15 protein-coding genes are annotated in these 17,777 nt (G+C 71.5%); 12 read left to right on the top strand and 3 right to left on the bottom strand.

The genetic code is table 11. The annotated features are described in order from the left end of the window. The first annotated feature begins 2 nt into the window (after positions 1-2). The 6 genes from ACTWQR_RS05075 to ACTWQR_RS05050 all read left to right on the top strand — a co-directional run bounded on the left by ACTWQR_RS05075 (position 3) and on the right by ACTWQR_RS05050 (position 10,197). On the top strand, positions 3-1,580 hold the full coding sequence (locus tag ACTWQR_RS05075; protein WP_443225855.1) for an AMP-binding protein: 1,578 nt from the start codon (positions 3-5) through the stop codon (positions 1,578-1,580). Between the two features lie 21 nt (positions 1,581-1,601). Next, complete coding sequence (locus ACTWQR_RS05070; RefSeq protein WP_443225666.1) at positions 1,602-2,453, top strand: methyltransferase domain-containing protein; 852 nt, start codon at positions 1,602-1,604, stop codon at positions 2,451-2,453. Further along, on the top strand, positions 2,453-4,234 hold the full coding sequence (locus ACTWQR_RS05065) for a CoA transferase (protein WP_443225665.1): 1,782 nt from the start codon (positions 2,453-2,455) through the stop codon (positions 4,232-4,234). The genes ACTWQR_RS05070 and ACTWQR_RS05065 overlap by 1 nt, the downstream gene beginning before the upstream one ends. Continuing rightward, a complete protein-coding gene (locus ACTWQR_RS05060; protein ID WP_443225664.1) occupies positions 4,231-5,853 on the top strand; it encodes a class I adenylate-forming enzyme family protein in 1,623 nt (540 codons plus the stop codon). The genes ACTWQR_RS05065 and ACTWQR_RS05060 overlap by 4 nt, the downstream gene beginning before the upstream one ends. 406 nt (positions 5,854-6,259) lie before the next feature. After that, entirely contained in the window at positions 6,260-7,516 is a 1,257-nt protein-coding gene (locus ACTWQR_RS05055; RefSeq protein WP_443225663.1) for a nucleotide sugar dehydrogenase, read from the top strand. Positions 7,517-8,103: 587 nt separating this feature from the next. Next, complete coding sequence (locus ACTWQR_RS05050; RefSeq protein ID WP_443225662.1) at positions 8,104-10,197, top strand: AAA family ATPase; 2,094 nt, start codon at positions 8,104-8,106, stop codon at positions 10,195-10,197. A gap of 50 nt (positions 10,198-10,247) precedes the next feature. On the opposite strand, the gene ACTWQR_RS05045 is transcribed toward ACTWQR_RS05050, so the two are convergent. Both ACTWQR_RS05045 and ACTWQR_RS05040 read right to left on the bottom strand, forming a co-directional pair. Then, entirely contained in the window at positions 10,248-11,252 is a 1,005-nt protein-coding gene (locus tag ACTWQR_RS05045; RefSeq protein ID WP_443225661.1) for a zinc-binding dehydrogenase, read from the bottom strand. A 138-nt stretch (positions 11,253-11,390) separates the two neighbouring features. Continuing rightward, positions 11,391-11,948 carry a hypothetical protein gene (locus ACTWQR_RS05040; protein WP_443225660.1) on the bottom strand — a complete coding sequence of 186 codons (558 nt, stop codon included), beginning with the start codon at positions 11,946-11,948 and terminating at the stop codon, positions 11,391-11,393. Between the two features lie 645 nt (positions 11,949-12,593). Here ACTWQR_RS05040 and ACTWQR_RS05035 point away from each other — a divergent pair. Together ACTWQR_RS05035 and yczE are read left to right on the top strand one after the other, a co-directional pair. Further along, positions 12,594-13,175, top strand: coding sequence for a TetR/AcrR family transcriptional regulator (locus tag ACTWQR_RS05035; RefSeq protein WP_443225659.1), 582 nt, complete (start codon positions 12,594-12,596; stop codon positions 13,173-13,175). 8 nt (positions 13,176-13,183) lie between these two features. Then, positions 13,184-13,777 (top strand): membrane protein YczE, encoded by a 594-nt coding sequence (gene yczE, locus ACTWQR_RS05030; protein ID WP_443225658.1) that lies wholly within the window; start codon positions 13,184-13,186, stop codon positions 13,775-13,777. 255 nt (positions 13,778-14,032) lie between these two features. On the opposite strand, the gene ACTWQR_RS05025 is transcribed toward yczE, so the two are convergent. Next, positions 14,033-14,878: a helix-turn-helix transcriptional regulator gene (locus tag ACTWQR_RS05025; protein WP_443225657.1), complete on the bottom strand. Its 846-nt coding sequence runs from the start codon at positions 14,876-14,878 to the stop codon at positions 14,033-14,035. Between the two features lie 237 nt (positions 14,879-15,115). On the opposite strand from ACTWQR_RS05025, the gene ACTWQR_RS05020 reads away from it, so the two are divergent. The 4 genes from ACTWQR_RS05020 to ACTWQR_RS05005 all read left to right on the top strand — a co-directional run bounded on the left by ACTWQR_RS05020 (position 15,116) and on the right by ACTWQR_RS05005 (position 17,696). After that, positions 15,116-15,913, top strand: coding sequence for an SDR family NAD(P)-dependent oxidoreductase (locus tag ACTWQR_RS05020; protein WP_443225656.1), 798 nt, complete (start codon positions 15,116-15,118; stop codon positions 15,911-15,913). A gap of 247 nt (positions 15,914-16,160) precedes the next feature. Next, positions 16,161-16,646: an FtsX-like permease family protein gene (locus ACTWQR_RS05015; RefSeq protein WP_443225655.1), complete on the top strand. Its 486-nt coding sequence runs from the start codon at positions 16,161-16,163 to the stop codon at positions 16,644-16,646. A gap of 224 nt (positions 16,647-16,870) precedes the next feature. After that, the gene (panD, locus tag ACTWQR_RS05010) at positions 16,871-17,308 is read left to right on the top strand and encodes an aspartate 1-decarboxylase (RefSeq protein WP_443225654.1); all 438 of its coding nucleotides are present in this window, start codon (positions 16,871-16,873) and stop codon (positions 17,306-17,308) included. Between the two features lie 22 nt (positions 17,309-17,330). Continuing rightward, positions 17,331-17,696, top strand: coding sequence for a GNAT family N-acetyltransferase (locus ACTWQR_RS05005; RefSeq protein ID WP_443225653.1), 366 nt, complete (start codon positions 17,331-17,333; stop codon positions 17,694-17,696). Positions 17,697-17,777: the final 81 nt, after the last annotated feature.

Raw genomic sequence — 17,777 nt, 5'->3', positions numbered from 1 at the left:
ACATGGGCGTCCTGTTCGACGAGTGCGCCGCACACCGGATCGGCACCCACGTGTACCTGGACCGGCCCTTCGACATCGACGGGGGCGCCCGGACCCACTACACACTCCCCCAACTCGCCGTGCTCGTACGGGAGGCAGCGGGCTGGCTGGCCGCCGCCGGGACGGGGCCGGGCGACCGGGTGGCGATCGTCAAGGACAACCACTGGGACTACGACCTGCTGGCCTGCGCGGCCGTGCGCGTCGGCGCCGTGCCCGCGCAACTGTCCGCGCACCTGTCGGGCGAGGCGCTGGGAACACTGCTGGCCCGCCTCGGTCCCGCTCTGCTCGTCACGACGGCCGATGTGCTGGAACGCGGCCGGAAGGAGGGCACCGACCTCGCCGCGGCCGCACGCGTGACCCTGCTTCTGGACGGCACCGCGCCAGGGAAGTTGGGCATGGACGAGGTACGCGGGCACACCGCCCCCGGCCCGCACCGCAGGCACGACGACGAGCCTCTGGTGATCAACCACACCTCGGGCACCACCGGCGTCCCCAAGCTGGTGGCGCACTCGACACGCACGATCATCGGCAAGCTGGCGCGGTTCGAGAGCGTGCGGTTGCCGCGCATCGGCCTGCGACGCAGCGACACCCTGGTCAACGCGAGCGCGTTCTCCCACGGCAGGACGTTCTGCTGGACCGCGAGCACGCTGTGCATGGCCCCGGCCAAGATCTCGATCATCACCACACAGGACCCGCACCTCGCGGACCCGGTGCTCCGCGCCCATCCGCCGACCGTCCTCGAGGCGCTGCCCGCCTCGTTCGTCCGCTTCCAGCCGCTGACCGAAGGGCTGGACAATCCCTTCCGTCGCGTCCGCATGGTCATCAGCACGTACGACGCCATGCATCCCCCCACGATCCGCGCCTACCTCACGGCGAGCAGGAACCCCCGTCCGGTGTGGGTGGAGGGGTGGGGGCAGACCGAGACGGGCCCGCTGACCTTCCGCTTCCACACCCGCCAGTCGGCACACAAGGCGTCGCGTGGGGCCGCCACCCGCAATCTGGGACGTCCGGTGCCGCTGAAGACGCGGCTGCGGGTGGTCGATCCCGACACCTTCCAGCCGCTGCCCCGGGGCGAGGCGGGTCTGGTACTGGCCAGGACCGCCGCCTGCGCCCTGGGTTACGTCGGCGAGGAAGACCGCTGGTCGGCCAAGCGGCACGGTATGTGGTGGAACACCGGCGACATCGGCGCCCGCAACCTCGACGGAAGCATCGAGCTGCTCGACCGCGAAGTCGACCGCACTCCGCAGCTCAGCTGTCTGCGGACCGAGGACGTCCTGGAAGCCCGGTTGCCGCAGGCCCTGGAGTGTGTCGTCCTCGCTGATCCGGGCCAGGATCCGCTGCCGGTCGTGGTCACCGCCGACGGCCTTCTGGACCGTGCCGGTTGGCAGGAAGCGGTGCGTGGCCTGCCGCCCCTGCGTGAACCGGTCGCCCTCACCTGGGACGAAGTGCCACGCACGGGCACCGGCAAGGTCCGGCGCAGGGAGCTGCTGCGCCGCCTCACCGGACGTACGGACACCTACGGCTCCGGCCGGTGGACCTGAGACGGGAAAAGGGGAGACAACATGCGTCAGTTCCTGGCCGAGGACCCGGGTTACGTCTTCGACAACGACAACGCGTACAGCTACGAGCTGCACCGCTGCCTCACCGAGGCCTACGACGCCATGACCTTCGCACGGCTCGCCGAGACCGGTGTGACGAGCGGATGGCGGTGCCTGGAGATCGGTTCCGGAGGCGGGAGCGTGGCCCAGTGGCTCGCCGAACGCGTCGCTCCCACCGGCGAGGTCATGGCCACCGACGTCAAACCGCACCACATCCCGCGACGGCCGTGCCTGACCGTCGTCGAGCACGACGTGGTGACCGATCCGCTCCCGGAGGCGTCCTTCGACCTCGTCGTCGCCCGTCTCGTACTCCAGCATCTGCCCGAACGCCTCGCCGTCCTCGACAAGTTGGTGTGCGCTCTCAAGCCCGGAGGGTGGCTCCACATCGAGGAGTTCGACACCTCCTACGAACCGCCCCTGCTCACCCCGGACGAGGAATCCGCGCGGCTCTACGCGGCCTTCCTCGACACCAAGTGCGCCGTCATGCGGGCCGGTGGCGGAGATCCCCACTGGGCCCGGAGCGCGCCGGCCGCCATGCGTGCCGCGGGGCTCGTCGACATCGACCCGCGGCCTCGCATCGAACTGCGTACCGCGGGATCGCCCGGCCTGAGGTTGCAGCTCAACCACACCTACCACCTGCGGGACAAGCTCATCGCCGCGGGCATGACCGAGGCGCAGCTGAGGGACGTGCGCGCGCTGATGCGGGATCCGTCGTTCTGCGCCACGTCCAGCGTCATCTACTCGGTACACGGCCGCCGACCGCGGGCCGGAGAAGGGGAAGGCGCCCGGCGGCCGCGCGCGGAGGAGACCCGGTGATGCTCCACGTGCCGCGCGCCGGGGGACCGGCCCCGGTGGCCGCCCAGGTCGCGGCACACGTGCTCGCCCTGGTGGACGATCCCGTCACCGCCACCGTCGGGTGGGACATCGACTGGCAGGGCCCGCTTCCTGTCTCCCTGCCCGACGAGCACGCCGTCCAGGCGGCCTGCGGGATCATGCACGTGCACGGCAGGGCGGCCGGGCGGCCGACCCCGCTCGCCGTCGACTACGCCTCCACGGTGGCGGGGGTCCTCACCGCCCAGGGAGTCTGCGCGGCACTCGTCGCACGGGCCGAGGGCGCCGACGTGACGCGGGTGCGCACCTCGGTGAGCCAGGCCGCGCTGCTCGCCCTCGCCCAGTACCTCGCGGCCGCGACCGCCCACGGCGACGGGGCGGCGGACGGCCATGAGCAGGGCGCGGCAGGCACCGGCGCTCCGGGTACGGGGGAGGTGTTCCTCGCGCCCGGCGGCTGCCCGTTCGTCTCCGCCGACGGTGTGCGCTTCGAACTCGAAACCCTCGACGCCCATCGATGGCTGGACTTCTGGCAGCGGCTCGGCATGGACCGTGGCGAGACCGGACGTGGGTGGCGGCCGTTCCAGCAGCGGTTCGCCACCGCCACCTGCTCCCTGCCCCCCGCGCTGCCGGAGACGGTGCGGCGTGCCTCGTACGCCGCCGTTCGGGTGGCGGCGGACCGATCGGGAGTCGCTGTGCTGCCGGTACGGGAGGACCCTCTCCCGCCCACGGCGACGCGGCCGTGGACCCTCACACCGTGCCCCGGACCTGCCGGCGCCGCGATCGGCCGGCCCCTCACGGACGACGCGTCCCGCAGGGCCGCCCCGACGCAGGTGAAACCCCTTGCGGGCCTGCGCGTCGTCGAGTCGACGCGACGTGTCCAGGGGCCCTTGGCCGGACACGTCCTGCGGCTCCTGGGCGCCGACGTCGTACGCGTCGAGCCGCCGGGCGGTGACCCGATGCGCGGCATACCGCCCCTCGCGGGCGCCTGCTCGGCCCGCTTCAGCGCCCTCAACGCCGGAAAAGCCGTCACGGAGATCGACTTCACCTCCGCGAAGGGACGCCAGGAGGTGCGCGAGCTGGTGTCCGAGGCCGATGTCTTCCTGCACAACTGGGCGCCGGGCAAGGCAGCCGGGCTGGGGCTGGACGCCGAGGACCTCCACTCCGTTCGCCCCGGATTGGTGTACGCGTGGGCGTCCGGGTGGGGCGAGGTCCTGGGGCCGGAACCGCCGGTGGGGACCGACTACCTGGTCCAGGCACACAGCGGGCTCGCCGCCGCGGTGCGCCCCGTGCACGAGCCCCCCGCTCCCTCCTTGCTGACGCTCACCGATGTCCTCGGCGGACTGGTCAGCGCGCAAGGCGTACTGGCCGGGCTGCTGGCGCGGCTGCGCACCGGAGAAGGCCAACGCGTGGACTCCTCCTTGTTCTCCGCCGCCGCCCTCGTGCCCCGTCGGCCCCGGCGGGCCGGATGGACGGACCGTCCGCTGCGGACGCGGGACGGGTACCTCTCGCTGGGACCGGGAGCCCGCGAGCGGCCGGACCGCATCGCGCGAGCGCTCGGACTGGGCGCCTCGGCGGGCGTGGCGGAGATCGTCTCCCGGGCCCGGACGCGGGCCACCGCGGCCTGGCTGCCCCGGCTGTCGGCAGCGGGCATGTCCGCCACGCCTGTGTGCACCAGTCTCGCGGACCTGGCCCGTGACCCACGGTTCGCCCCGGCGCTGAGCGTCGGGGAGTACGCCACCCCCCTCGCGCCCTGGGAGTTCTCATGACAACCGGATGGACATCGAACGCCGGTGTCGAAATCCGTGACCTGGTACCGGCCCCGGTGCGGCGCGCCTGGGTCGAACAGGGCCACTGCCCCGACCGTGATCTGTACACGCTCTTCTCCGGGCACGTGAAACGTCACCCCGGTCGGACGGCCGTCATCGACTCGGCGGGTGCGGTGGACTACGCGGGGCTCGACGCACGGGTACGGCACATCGCCGCACTTCTCGCCGAACGCGGCCTGGACGAGCGGGACATCGTCGCCGTACGGCTGCCGAACGGGCGGGAGGCGGTGGCCGCGGAACTCGCGGTCGCGGCCATCGGCGCCGTCGCGCTGCCCTATCCGCCGGGGCACGGCAGCAGGGGTCCGGTGAGCCTGCTGGGCCGGTCCCGAGCTCGCGCTGCCATCGTCAGGGATCCCTCCGACGCGGTACCACGTGCTCACCTCCCCTGCCTCGAGGTGGTGTTCACCGTCGGGGAGAGCCATTCCACCGCGCAGTCACTCGCGACGCCCGCGCGGCAGACCTTCGTACCCCGTACGGTCGACCCCGAGGCACCTGCCCGGATCCTGGTCACCTCCGGCTCGGAGGCGGAGCCCAAGATGGTCGCCTACTCCCACAACGCGATGGCCGGCGGCCGAGCCGCCTATGTACGCGCCCTGCACGACGGTGACAGCGTGATGCGCAACCTCGTGCTCGTCCCGCTGGCCTCCTCCTTCGGCTCCTGCGGCACATCCGTGACGCTCGCCGCCCTCGGTGGCACCCTGCTGGTGCAGGAGGCCTTCGACCCGGCCGAGGCCCTCCGTCTGATCGTCGAACACCGTCCCACGCACGTCTTCGGCGTGCCCACGATGCTGCGCCGCATCGCCGACCAACCACCGACAGCACGGGAGGACTTCACCGGCTTGCAGGCCCTGGTCTCCAGCGGAGCGGCTCTGTCGGACGCCACCGCCGATGCGTGCCGCGACCGGTTCGGGCGCCGTGTCATCACCGTCTACGGATCATCCGACGGCGTGAACTGCCACACCGCCGGCACAGGAGCCCTGCCCGACACGGGCACCGGGCTCCCCGACCCTGCCGTGGCACGCATCCGCGTCACCGACGACACCGGCGTCCCCGTGCCGGCCGGACACCCCGGCGAGATCCGTGCCAGAGGTCCGATGACACCGCTGTGCTACGTGGCGGACCCCGACCTGGACGCCCGGTACCGAACTCCCACCGGCTGGGTCCGTACCGGCGACCGTGGGTTTCTGGACGAACACGGCCGGCTCCATGTGCTGGGCCGTCTCCAGCAGATCGTCGTACGAGGCGGCTACAACATCAGCCCGGCCGAGGTGGAACGCGAACTCAGCACCCACTCCGCCGTGGCCGAGGTGGCCTGCGTCGGCGTGCCCGACCCGGAACTGGGAGAGCGCCTGTGCGCATGCATCCGCGAGACGCCGGGCGCACGCTCCCCCGACCTGCGGGAGCTCACGGTGTTCCTGGAGTCCCAGCGCGGCCTCGAACGCCGGAAACTCCCCGAACTGCTGTTGCGGGTGGACGAGATGCCGCTCGGCCCCACCGGAAAGATCTGTCGCAGCACCCTCGCCCTGCTCGCCGCCCGCGAGACATCCGGCGTTCGTTGATGGTTCACCACACGAAGGGTCCACCCATATGACGAGTGCGCCCGGAGAACGGGAGGCCGCCGTTCTGCCTCTGGGCGCGGAGGGGACGTGGTGACGTGGCCGACGCCTCGTATGGACGAGGCCGCCTGCCCATGCGAACAGTGCGACCACCCGGGGCCGCGCACGGGTGTCGAGGCCCTGTTCCTGGAGGGGCTACCAGGAGAAAGGCCTCGATTATCCGGTCATCGCCTGCGAACGCGTGCGGCAAGGGAGAGAACGGCGGCGGTCGTCGGACCGCCGTCTCACCCAGCCGGATTCGCCGAGCCACACCGCGCCCCGAGCCCCGGTCCGCAGGCGTTCGAAGCGTTGCCCCGCGCGCGGAGAGTCCCAGCCCCTCCTCACCAACACCCCGCATCCAGGAGGCGATATGTACAGCGTTGCTGTCATCGGACTTGGCTACACCGGTCTCCCGCTGGCACGGGAGGCGTGCCGCGCCGGTATGCGCGTCATGGGGATCGACGAAAACCCTTCCGTGACCGCGTCTTTGAACTCGGGCCGCTCGCACGTCCCCGATGTCACCGACGCCGACCTGGCAGCCATGCTGGACGCCGGTTTCCGAGCGTCAGCCGACGAGAACCTGCTGGCCGAGGCCTCAGTGGCGGTGATCTGCGTCCCCACACCACTGGACGACATGGGCAGACCCGACCTCTCCCACGTGCGATGCGCCGCCGGCGGTCTGGGGGACCGCCTGAAGCCCGGCACCCTCGTCGTCCTGGAATCCACCTCCTATCCCGGCACCACGGACGACGTCGTGCGAAGCATCGTGGAGCGGGCCTCCGGGCTCAGCGCCGGCAGAGATTTCTCCCTCGCCTTCTCACCGGAGCGCATCGACCCGGGGAACGACACCTTCAGCGTGCGGAACACCCCGCGCGTCGTGGGTGGTTACACCCCACGGTGCACGGCGGCAGCCGCCGGATTCTTCCGGCAGCTGTGTGACCAGGTCGTGGAAGCGGGCTCCGCACGCGAGGCCGAACTGGCGAAGCTCCTGGAAAACACGTACCGCAGCGTGAACATTGCCCTGGTCAATGAACTCGCCGTCGTCGCCGGCGCGCTGGGGGTCGACGTGTGGAACGCTCTCGACTGCGCGCGCACCAAACCCTTCGGCTTCCAGGCGTTCCGCCCCGGTCCGGGCATTGGTGGGCACTGCATTCCGGTCGATCCCGTCTATCTCACGCATTGGGCGCGCGCTTCCGGGGCCCCACTGAGGCTGGTCGAACTCTCGCAAGAGGTCAACGCCGCGATGCCGGCGCATGTCGTGCGGCGCGCCGAACACCTGCTGCGTCAGCGAGGAAAGACCCTGCGGAACGCGCGGGTGCTGCTCGTCGGAGTGACCTACAAGCGGAACAGTACGGACCTGCGGGCCACCCCGGCCGCCACCATCGTGCGACTGCTGCGGCAGACCGGCACTGACGTCACCTATCACGATCCTCTCGTCGACGCCTGGGCGCCGGACGGCGAACCGGTGGAGCGGACTGCCGACGCGTTGGATGCCGCAGCGGACGCTGACCTCACGATCCTGGTGCAGGATCACGACGCCGTTCCATTCGACCTGCTGCCCGAGTACTCCCCGCTGTTACTGGACACCCGGGGCCGGCTGCGGGGCACCCACGCCCATCAGCTCTGAGAAGGGAGAAGGCGAGCCGTGGGCCAGGGACGGGAGCGGTCGGGACGGTGGCGGCCGTCGGTTGCGAATTACGGGCCAGTCAGATCTTCTCTGCAGGTCGTCGCGGCAGGGCTTGAAGCGCGTGGGACAGCTCCCACCCTGGCCTGATAATCGTCAGGTCTCTCCGTGTTCCGTGCAATATTCAAGTCCAAAATCTAACGCTTGGTCATCTGCACAGGTCAGAAGCCCGCCCGCGGCATGGGGCCGTTTCTTTCAAGGGCTGTGCGTGCTCCGGGTCGGCCCCGCTGCCCGCATCCGTACACGATCCGTATCAGGGCGGAGAAGAAGCGGACGGCCTCGTCCCGTCGCGGAGGGCGAACACGTCGACAGCTCGGCGTGACGGACGACTACAGGTCCGGTGACCGCGGATTGTCCGATGCGGACCGCCTCCGCCCTGGGTCGCACTCTGGCTCGGTGAGGTGCCGGTCCCTGCCCGAAGCTCTGCCCTGGCCTTCGCTTAGGGTTGATCGGCGTCCGGGATGCGGCGACCAGCCGATCGACGGCACTCACCACCGACGTCGGGCGGGCAGGCCAGAAAGAGGCAGGGCATGCATGCAACGCGACGCGGCACGATCGCCGACCGCGTCCACAGGGCGAGGGACGCCGTGTTCGTCGGCAGAGAAGCCGAGCTGGGCCTGCTGCGCGACGCTCTCGCCGGGACCCCGGGGGCGCCATCCGTGCTGTACGTGCACGGCCCCGGCGGCATCGGCAAGACGGCGCTTCTACGGCGGTACGCCCATGAGGCGCGCGCCGTCGGCAGGCCGGTCGTGCACGTCGACGGCCGAACCGTACCGGGTACACCGGAGGCGTTCGGGAGGGCGGCGGCCGGTGCGCGCGAGCCGGGGGCGCTGCTGCTGATCGACACCTTCGAGCACTGCCAGGATCTGGAGGGCTGGCTGCGCGAGGAATTCCTGCTGGAGCTGGCCGAGGACGCCGTCGTGGTCGTGGCGGGACGGCGCGCGCCGGACGTGAGCTGGTCCGCCGATCCCGGCTGGGCGGGGCTGCTCGCCTTGGCGCCGCTCGGTGACCTGGACGCCGGAGACGCGCGGGTCTTCCTGGAGAAGAAGGGTGTCGCCTCCGACCGTCACCAGCCGCTGCTCGCCTTCGCCGCGGGCCATCCGCTCGCGCTCGTGCTGGCCGCCCACATCGCGCGGACCGAGGACAGCCGACTGTCCGCGCCGGGCGGCTGGGCCCCCGCTCCCCAGGTGATCGCGCAGCTGCTACGCCAGATCCTGGGAACCGTGCCGTGCCCGCGGCACCGCCTGGCCCTAGAAGTGTGTGCCCAGGCCCACCTGACCACCGAGACGTTGCTGCGCGCCGTGGTCGGCGAGGACGCGCCCGAGCTGTTCGACTGGCTCAGGGACCAGCCGTACATGGAGCACTGTGCCGGCGGGCTGTTCCCGCACGATGTCGTACGGGAGGCGCTCGCGGCCGATCTGCGATGGCGTGATCCGGAAGGGTACGACCGGCTCTACCGGCGTATTCACGCGCACCTGCTGGACCGCGTGGGGGCCGCCTCCGCGGACGGGCTGCTCCAGGCTGTGGGCGCACTGCAGTTCCTCTACCGGTCGCAGGGACACATGGCCGAGACTCACGGGTGGTACACCCCTGGCCTGGTGGAGGACCGCCCGTACGATCCGTCGCTGGAGGCCGATGTCCTGGCGCTCGCCGAGCAGGGTGAGGGCGGTGACTCGGCCGCGGTGGTCCGGTACTGGCTGGGCGTCCGGCCGCAGGATTTCCGGGTGCAGCGTCTGAGGGGCCGGGCACGTGCCGTGGCTTTCTCCGCCTGGCTGCGGCCCGCATCCTTCGAGGGGCGGGCGGAGGACCCGGTCGCCGCCGCGGCCTGGGAGCACGTGGCGGCGCACGGCCCGCTCCGGCCGGGGGAGAGCATCGCTCTCGGCCGGTTCCACGTCCACCCGCGGCATTATCAGCGGCCCTCGCCGGTGATGGACCTGATGCTCTGGCGGATGCTGGGCGAACTGCTGCGGGACACGCGGCCGGCGTGGTCGTTCATCGTGCTGCGCGACGACGGGTTCTGGAACGCGCACATGGAGTTCTGCGACATGACGCCGCTGCCGCGGGCCGTCACCGTCGGCGGGGCCGCATACCGGCTCTTCGCCCACGACTGGCGCGGTCTGCCGCCCGGCGAGTGGCTGGCCGGCAAGCAGCAGGACATGCTCTCGGAGACGAGCGGCGACCTCGTCACGGCGGGGTCCCCGGGTGGTCCCGTGGGGGCGCCGTCCCACGGCGAGGGGAACGGATGCGTCGCGACGGGCATGCCCGGGCTCGGCCGGGCGGAGTTCGCCGCCGCGGTCCGCTCGGCCCTGCGCGACCTGCGCCGGCCCCGGGCACTGGAGGCCAACCCGCTGCGCGGCAGCCGTCTCGTGGCCGACCACGGCATGTCCCTGCGCGAGGTGCTCACCAACGCCATCGACACCCTCGTCACCGACCGCGACGGTGACAGGACGCACCGCGCGGCCACCGTGGCGTTCCTGGAGGGGGCGCCCACCCAGGAAGCGGCGGCCAGACGGCTGCGACTGCCGTACAGCACCTACCGGCGCCACCTGGCGGGCGCCACCGCACGCATCGTGGAGATCATGTGGCGGCACGAGGAGGAGGGCCGCCCGCTGTCGCCGCCGTGACGCGCCGCCGGCCCGTCCCTCGGTGGGGCGAGGGGCGGGCCGGCGACACCTCAGTGCCGGGCCCCCGTCTCCGGGCGCAACACCACCTTGCCCACGGTCGCCCTGGTCTCCAGCGCCCGGTGGGCCTCGGCCGCACCGGAGAGGGGGAAGCAGCGCACCACGGGACGCAGCCGACCGGTCGCCGCCCAGGACAGGGCCGTCTCCTCCAGCCTGCGGATCCCTCCCGGCAGCGCGAACAGGGACGGTCCCACCACCAGTTCGGAGGTGATGCGGCGCTTCTTCAGCTCGTCCGCGCCGAACCGGGTGAAGTGGCCCTCGTCGGACGCCCAGCCGAAGTAGAGGTGCCGGCCGCCGGCGCCGAGCGACTCCGCGGCGGTCCGGCCGAGCCGGCCGCCCACCCCGTCGAGGGCGACGGTCGAGGAGGCGCCCCCCAGTTCCTCGGCCAGCCGCTCCCGCCAGCCGGGCCGGGTGTAGTCCACAGCCCCGTTCGCGCCGTGCTCCAGCGCGAGCGCTGTCTTGTGCCGCCCGCCTGCCAGGCCCACGACCGAAGCGCCCACCCGCCGCGCCTCCTGGACGAACAGCGTGCCCATCCCGCCGGCCGCAGCCGTGACCACGACGACGTCCTCGGCCGACAGAGCGGCCTGTTCCAGGACACCGACCGCGGTGCGTCCCGTGCCGATCACGGCGACCGCGGCCGGGTCGTCGAGTGCGGCGGGTACGCGGTGCAGCGCCTCCACCGGTGCCACGGCGAGCGAGGCGTAACCGCCGTTGCGTTCGTGCCCCAGGTAGGCGACCACCCGCACGCCGAGCCAGCCGTCGTCGACGCCGGCGCCGACCGCGTCGACCACGCCCGCGGCCTCCCGGCCCGGTGTCATCGGCAGCCGCGGCAGCGCCATGCCCCTCTCCCGTCCGGCGCGCAGGACGGTGTCCATGAGGTGGACGCCCGCGGCCGTGACGGCGAAGCGCACCTCGCCGGGACCGGGCAGAGGAGGATCTGTCTCCTCGTACACGAGGGTCTCCGGCGGTCCGAACTCGTACTGTCGTATCGCGTACATACTTCCTTCTCCACTTCGTCGCCGGCCGGCGACGGAACCTGTGCTCAGCCCGATGTCCGATGCCCGATGTCCGATGCGCATGTCCGACGGCTCAGCCGAGGCGAGCGGCCAGCAGGGACAGCACGTCTTCGGCCGGGGTCATCGCGTCGATGTGCCCGGCCGCCGTCCGGGCCGCGGCACGGTAGGACGGCTCCTCCCGCACACGGATGACGGCCTCGCCCGCCTCCCGGGCCTCACCGATGACCTCCGCGGCGCCCAGGGCCGCAGTTCGCTCGGGAGCGGGGACTCCAATGCGATGCCGACGCCGTGGGACGCCCACGGCACACCCAGGTGCGAAGCGGCCAAGGGACCGAGGAAGTCCGCCGTCTCGGCGACGACCAGGTCGGTGCCGAAGCCGCGCGCCGCCGCCGGCGCCGCGTCGGCGCCCAGATCGACCCGGGTGCCGCCGAAGAACTCACCTGCCGTCGCGGGGCTCATGTCCTCGGCGGCGTCCGTACCGGTCCTGCGGCGGAACTCACCCAGCGTCTCCTCCAGCGACGCCCCCGCGGAGAGGACCGGAGAGGGAGCGACGAGGTCACCGAGGGACGCGTGGGTCAGGAACGCCGTGGCGTGACCGGCCTTACGGGCGGCCCGTTCCAAGGGGAGCAGCGGAAGCAGGTGGCCGTAGGCCGGCGTGCCGGAGAACAGGATGCGCATGGAACGACTTTCAGTAGCGGAAATGGTGGGGTCGGCCGGAGCGCCGTCTCGGTGTCCCGGGCGGCGGCGCCCGTACGGATCAGGGCACCAACCGTCCGGCCGTTCCCGGAGCTTGGCTCCATCGTGCCGGTCGCGGCTGCTCACGGGAGGCGGCCTGAACCGCTCACAAGTGCTCACTTCCGCTGACAGCAGTGCCGTCATCAGCGCTCCTCCGGCGGCGCCGCTACTTTCGGGAGGTGGACAGCTTCCAGGCCTGGCCGCCGAGGTGTCTCGTGCCCTCACACCGGACGGTCGGCGCGCAGGCGCAGGTAGGAAGCCGTGAGGTGCGCCAGGGGGCGGGCGACGGCGGCCCAGAGGAGCGCTGTCGTCGCCACCGGGGTGAGTGCTCCAGCCTGCCGGGGCTGTCACCGGGCTACGCGCCGGCCAAGAGACCAGGTCGCGGCAGACCGCCGTTCATGGTCACCGAGAGATCGGCTCTGCCCGCTCTGCTCAGATCAGCCGACCCGGCGCGTAACCCGGCGGTGGTCGGGTGCCAGCCATGGCCTCAGCGACGCGGTGTCGTGTCAAGCGCTTGAACTCGCCCCTCCTTATCGCGTCCCGGCTTACCGTCGTGCCTCAACTTGCCTAACTGGTAAGTTAAGTTTCATGAAACCTCGACGGAGTGCCAGGGACCTGCTGATCGAGAGTGCCGAAACGGTCTTCTACGAGCGGGGCCTCGGCGCCACGAACGTGAACGCCGTCGCACAGGCGGCGGGCGTGTCGAAACCGACCCTCTACGCGCACTTCCCCAGCAAGGACGAACTCGCCGCGGCCGCCCTGCGGCACCGTCACGAGCGCAGGTCCGCTGAACTGGAAGCATGGCTGGCCGAGGTGGAAGACCCCGCGGAACGCCCCTTGGCTGTGTTCTCATGGTTGATCCACTGGTACGGGGAGCGCGGTCGACGGGGATGTGCCTTCCTCAACGCCGCGGCCGAAGTGGTCGATGCCGAAGCCCCCGTACGCCAGGCTGTCCAGGCGGAGAAGACGTGGCTGCTGGAGCTGCTCACCGGCTTGTGCGCACAGGCCGGGGCGGCGCGCCACGCACACCTGGCCTCACAGTTGTTGCTGTTGATCGACGGAGTGGCCGGGCGGGTGGTGGTGCAGGGACCACAGGCCGCCGCGCGTGCCACGGCCGAAGCCGCGGACGCGGCCGCCGTGCTGATCGCGGCGGCCGTCGCGAAGTCATGAGGCCCGCCGTGGACCAGGCCCTTCGACGAGGCACCCGTCTGCTGTGCGGCCTGGCACTTTACGGAGTCAGCACGGCACTGCTGGTCCGTGCGGAGCTGGGCGCGGACCCGTGGACGGTGTTCGCCCAGGGCATCGCCCGGACCACACAGGTGAGCCTGGGGGTCGTCGTCCTCCTCGTCTCAGCCGTCGTGTTCGGCCTCTGGCTCCCGCTGAGGCAGCGTCCCGGCGTCGGAACGCTCGCCAACGCCGTCCTCGTCGGCCCCGTCCTGGACCAGGCACTGAAGGTGATACCCGCTCCGCAGACGCTGCCAGGGCGTCTGTGCCTCCTCGGGCTCGGCACCGTCGGCGTCGCTGTCGCCACGGGGCTATACATTGGTGCCGGCCTTGGGCCGGGACCTCGGGACGGCCTGATGACCGGACTCGCGCGGCTGGGCGTGCCGGTCCTTCTCGCGCGGACCGGCATAGAGTTCTCCGTCCTGGCCGGTGGAGGGCTGCTCGGCGGCACCATCGGCATCGGTACAGCCGTCTACGCGCTGGGCATCGGACCGCTCGTCGCGTTCTTCCTGCCACGGCTGGCCGTACGGCCCGACCGGCCGTCCTGACGACCGCGCACGTACCGCCGAGGGCTGACGTCGGGGTGAGTCCGCCGAACACGTAGTCCGTCAGGACAGGCAACCGCACGACTGCGTCGCCGCCGGTCTTCCCGCACGGTGTTACCCCGGCCGCCGTCCGCCGTGCGCGGGTTCACCGCCCTGCGCGGTACGCCGGACGAGCGACGCCGTCCTCACTGCCTCCCCTCGGACCACCCAGCGCGGCTCACGTCGTATCCGGTGCCGCAGCCGCCTCAACGGCCGGTTTCACACCAGGGGTGAGGCGAACTGGGTCCCTATCGTTCTCAGAAGTGCCAGGCCGTGGTCGTCACTCGACCCGGGGACGGCGGTGTAGATCACGGTCCGCAAGCCGCTGCCCTCCACGGTGAGGACGTCGCAGTCCAGGGTCAGCGTCCCCACCTGCGGATGCGTGATCGTCTTACGGCTGGAGGTGTGGCGCGCCACGGTGCGCTCCTGCCACAGGCGGTCGAAACGGGAGCTCGCTCCGCGCAGGTCCGCGATGAGGGCACGCAGTGGCTTGTCGTCCGGGAAGCGTCCGGCGGCGGCACGCAGGTCCGCGACTGTGGCCGCTTCGAAGGCGGCGTCCTGCTCGGCGGTGGCCACGATCCGGGACGGGAGGCCGGTGAAGTGCCGCCACAGCAGGTTCCGCTCGCGCGTCGGCTCCTGGGACATGTCGCCCAGCAGCGCTGTGAGCAGGGGACTGGCGGCGACCAGCTGCCAAGTGGCGTCCAGCACCATGACGGGGGTGTCGGCAAGCCTGTCGAGCATGCGCTGCACACCGGGAGTGAGGTGTCTGGCGATCCGGTGGGCCTTCGGATCGGCGTGACCGGCCAGCCGGAAGAGATGGGCGTTCTCCTCGTGGGACAGACGCAGCGCCCGTGCCAGGGCCTCCACCACAGAGGGGGACGGATGGCCGGCGCGCCCTTGTTCGAGCCGGGCGAGGTAGTCCACGGACAGTCCGGCGAGTTCCGCCACTTCTTGGCGCCTGAGCCCGGGGGCACGCCGCAGACTGCCGACCGGCAACCCGACGCTCTGCGGGGCGAGACGGTCGCGCCAGGTACGCAGGCAGTGGGCCAGTTCTCGATTCTCCATGACGCCATCGTCGCGCACCGGGACGGGGCCGTCGTCGCCCTGCCAGTCCTAGGCAGAGGAGGTCTCTGGTGCCGGGGCCGGAAGGGCGGCACTGTGCGGAGAGACGGCGGCCGCGGACTCCTCTCGCCCCGCCTCCGGACACCGCCAGTGCCCGGCCCGTGACGCGGAGCGGACCAGAGCCGCTCGACCGTCCGCCCATCTGCTTCCTTCCCTTTCTCGCACGTACGGAGCGTTCTCATGACCACGCACGCCAACCGCAACCCCGCACCCCTGACCATCGAAGGGCGCCGTCTCAAGGGCAAGGTCATCCTGATCACCGGTGCGTCCGCGGGCATGGGGGAGGCCGCTGTCAGGCGCTTCGCTGCCGAGGGAGCGACCGTCGTCGCGGGCGCGCGGCGCCTCGACCGTCTTGAGGCGCTGGCAGCGGAACCGTCGGCACCGGACACCGAGATCCTCCCCGTTGCCCTCGACGTGACCGACGAAGCCTCCGTCGAGGCCGCGGTCGCCGCCGCCGTCCAGCGTTTCGGCCGCCTCGACGGGGCGCTCAACGCCGCCGGTGTCACGAGCGATGGAACCCTCGTGCACGACAAGCCCACCGAGGTCTACGACCGGATCATGACGGTCAACGCCAAGGGTGTCTTCCTGTCCATGAAGTACGAGATCCCCGCGCTGCTCGCCGCGGGCGGAGGATCGATCGTCAACGTCTCCTCCATCGGCGGCATGGTGGGTGTGGCCGGTATCTCCGAGTACGTCGCCTCGAAGTGGGCCGTGAACGGTCTCACCAAGAGCGCGGCGCTCGAACTCGCCTCGTACAACGTCCGCGTCAACGCCCTCGCGCCGGGCTCCACCCGCACTGAGATGTGGGACATGCTCCCACCCGCCATGCAGGACCACCTCGCCTCCATGTCGCCGATGAATCACGTGGCCCCGGCGGACGACATGGCGCGTGCCGCCCTGTTCCTGCTCTCCGACGAGAGCCGCTGGACCACCGGCGCCGTCCTCCCGGCGGAGGGCGGCCACCACGTGGGTCGCTGACTCCGACCGCGGGCGCGTGACGACTGTGACGGTCGTGGCGGCGTGGCCACGCGCAGAACCGTGAAGGTTCCGCCTCCACGGCTGCGCTGACGTCTCGCCGGCCGTCGGGTGAGCTTCATCGTCAGCGTGATGGTGGTGCCGGCCAGTACCTGACTCACTGGGCAGTTCGCCCTCCGCGGACGGCACCGCGGTGCGTGTCTGCGCAGACGACGCCGTTGGAGAACGCGGTGGTGGTGACTCCGCCGTCATGCTCGACGCCATCGACGACGCGGTGACGGCATGGAGTTCGGCCGACGGTCGGTACTACTGCTCCTGTCACACACCACCGCGGGCGTCGACCAGTCGGTGCAAGGGCACCACGCTGAGCGGAGCGCCGGCGGCCGACGCCCCGGTGGAGGAGCAGCGGGCGATGGCGTGGGTGAACTACGTGGTGGTCGGCGTGATCATCGCCTGCACCGCTCTCACCGTCGTCAGCACGCAGGCGATGAACACCGCGACCCGCCGCCGGGAGTTCGCGCTGCTGAGGCTGACCGGCAGCAGCCGGTCGCGGGTGCTGGGGATGATGCGGCGGGAGAGCTTCACGGTGGTGGCCGTCGGAGGGGTCCTCGGAACCCTGCTGCCGGTGCCGCCGCTGGCCCTGGTCGCGTGGGCGTCGACCCGCGGACCGTGGCCGACCGTGCCGGTAACGGGCCGGCTCGCGATCGTCGGATCGACGGCACTGCCGGCGGGTTGACGCCGGAGTCGGTCACGCGGACGAGAACGCGCAAGGCAGGGAGCGAAGGACTGAGGCGGCCGTGAAGTCGATCTGATGGTTCGTCGAGAGAGTCGGCAATGAGTCAGTGTGAGTCCTGAAACACCCGCGGGCAGCTGACCGGACATGCGAATCGCTGTAATCTCCAGAGGACGCCCTTGACCTGCAAGAAGCAGGCAGGGAGCAGACAGATCGGGAGTTTCTCCATGCTTCGTACCATGTTCAGATCCAAGATCCACCGTGCCACTGTGACCCAGGCCGACCTGCACTACGTCGGGTCCGTGACCATCGACGCCGACCTCCTCGACGCCGCCGACCTGCTGCCCGGCGAGCTGGTCCACATCGTCGACATCACCAACGGCGCTCGCCTGGAGACGTACGTCATCGAGGGCGAGCGCGGGTCCGGCGTCATCGGCATCAACGGGGCGGCAGCGCATCTGGTGCACCCCGGCGACCTGGTGATCATCATCAGTTACGTCCAGGTCTCCGACGCCGAGGCCCGCGCGCTGCGGCCGCGGGTCGTGCATGTGGATGCCGACAACCGGATCGTGGCGCTCGGCGCGGACCCGTCCGAGCCGGTGCCGGGATCGGACACGCGGCGCAGCCCCCAGGCCGTCGCGGCTGCCACGGCCGCCACGGCCTGACCTTCGCCCAGGAGGAGAGCCCATGAGTGAGATCTCGATCCGCGACGACCGTGAGCGAGGGCGGCTGGAGGCATTCGCCGACGGCGGCTCGGGCGGCTCGGGTGGCGAAGTGGTCGGCCACGTCGAGTACTTCGTCCTCGAAAGCCCCGGCCGCGCGCTCGTCCCGGTCCACACGATCGTGGAGCCCGCCCACGAAGGCAAGGGCATCGCGGGCTCCCTCGCCCGCGAGCTGTACGCCATCTCCGCCCGCGAGGACATGCCGGTCGCCCCGCTCTGCCCGTACGTCGTCCAGTGGGCCGAACGCCACCGGGACGCGGCTCCGGCGGCCGACCCCGAGCTGCTGGAGGCGGCGAAGGAGTGGCTGCGGGCGCACCCGGATCGGTTCTGACGGGCCGCCCGCGCCCGAGAACGGCAGCGGGAGGAGCGGTCGCGGCAGCCATTGCGGGGGCGGCGCAGGCCAACGCCTCGG

The organism is Streptomyces sp. 2A115, from assembly GCF_052245575.1.
GTDB lineage: Bacteria > Actinomycetota > Actinomycetes > Streptomycetales > Streptomycetaceae > Streptomyces.
This window is presented reverse-complemented; position numbering and strand designations above follow the sequence as displayed.

Bases quoted from the DNA above. Each gene is read 5' to 3' on its own strand.
- ACTWQR_RS05075 (WP_443225855.1), top strand. From the start codon at position 3: ATGGGCGTCCTGTTCGACGAGTGCGCCGCACACCGGATCGGCACCCAC.
- ACTWQR_RS05070 (WP_443225666.1), top strand. From the start codon at position 1,602: ATGCGTCAGTTCCTGGCCGAGGACCCGGGTTACGTCTTCGACAACGAC.
- ACTWQR_RS05065 (WP_443225665.1), top strand. From the start codon at position 2,453: ATGCTCCACGTGCCGCGCGCCGGGGGACCGGCCCCGGTGGCCGCCCAG.
- ACTWQR_RS05060 (WP_443225664.1), top strand. From the start codon at position 4,231: ATGACAACCGGATGGACATCGAACGCCGGTGTCGAAATCCGTGACCTG.
- ACTWQR_RS05055 (WP_443225663.1), top strand. From the start codon at position 6,260: ATGTACAGCGTTGCTGTCATCGGACTTGGCTACACCGGTCTCCCGCTG.
- ACTWQR_RS05050 (WP_443225662.1), top strand. From the start codon at position 8,104: ATGCATGCAACGCGACGCGGCACGATCGCCGACCGCGTCCACAGGGCG.
- ACTWQR_RS05045 (WP_443225661.1), bottom strand. From the start codon at position 11,252: ATGTACGCGATACGACAGTACGAGTTCGGACCGCCGGAGACCCTCGTG.
- ACTWQR_RS05040 (WP_443225660.1), bottom strand. From the start codon at position 11,948: ATGCGCATCCTGTTCTCCGGCACGCCGGCCTACGGCCACCTGCTTCCG.
- ACTWQR_RS05035 (WP_443225659.1), top strand. From the start codon at position 12,594: ATGAAACCTCGACGGAGTGCCAGGGACCTGCTGATCGAGAGTGCCGAA.
- ACTWQR_RS05025 (WP_443225657.1), bottom strand. From the start codon at position 14,878: ATGGAGAATCGAGAACTGGCCCACTGCCTGCGTACCTGGCGCGACCGT.
- ACTWQR_RS05020 (WP_443225656.1), top strand. From the start codon at position 15,116: ATGACCACGCACGCCAACCGCAACCCCGCACCCCTGACCATCGAAGGG.
- ACTWQR_RS05015 (WP_443225655.1), top strand. From the start codon at position 16,161: ATGCTCGACGCCATCGACGACGCGGTGACGGCATGGAGTTCGGCCGAC.
- panD (WP_443225654.1), top strand. From the start codon at position 16,871: ATGCTTCGTACCATGTTCAGATCCAAGATCCACCGTGCCACTGTGACC.
- ACTWQR_RS05005 (WP_443225653.1), top strand. From the start codon at position 17,331: ATGAGTGAGATCTCGATCCGCGACGACCGTGAGCGAGGGCGGCTGGAG.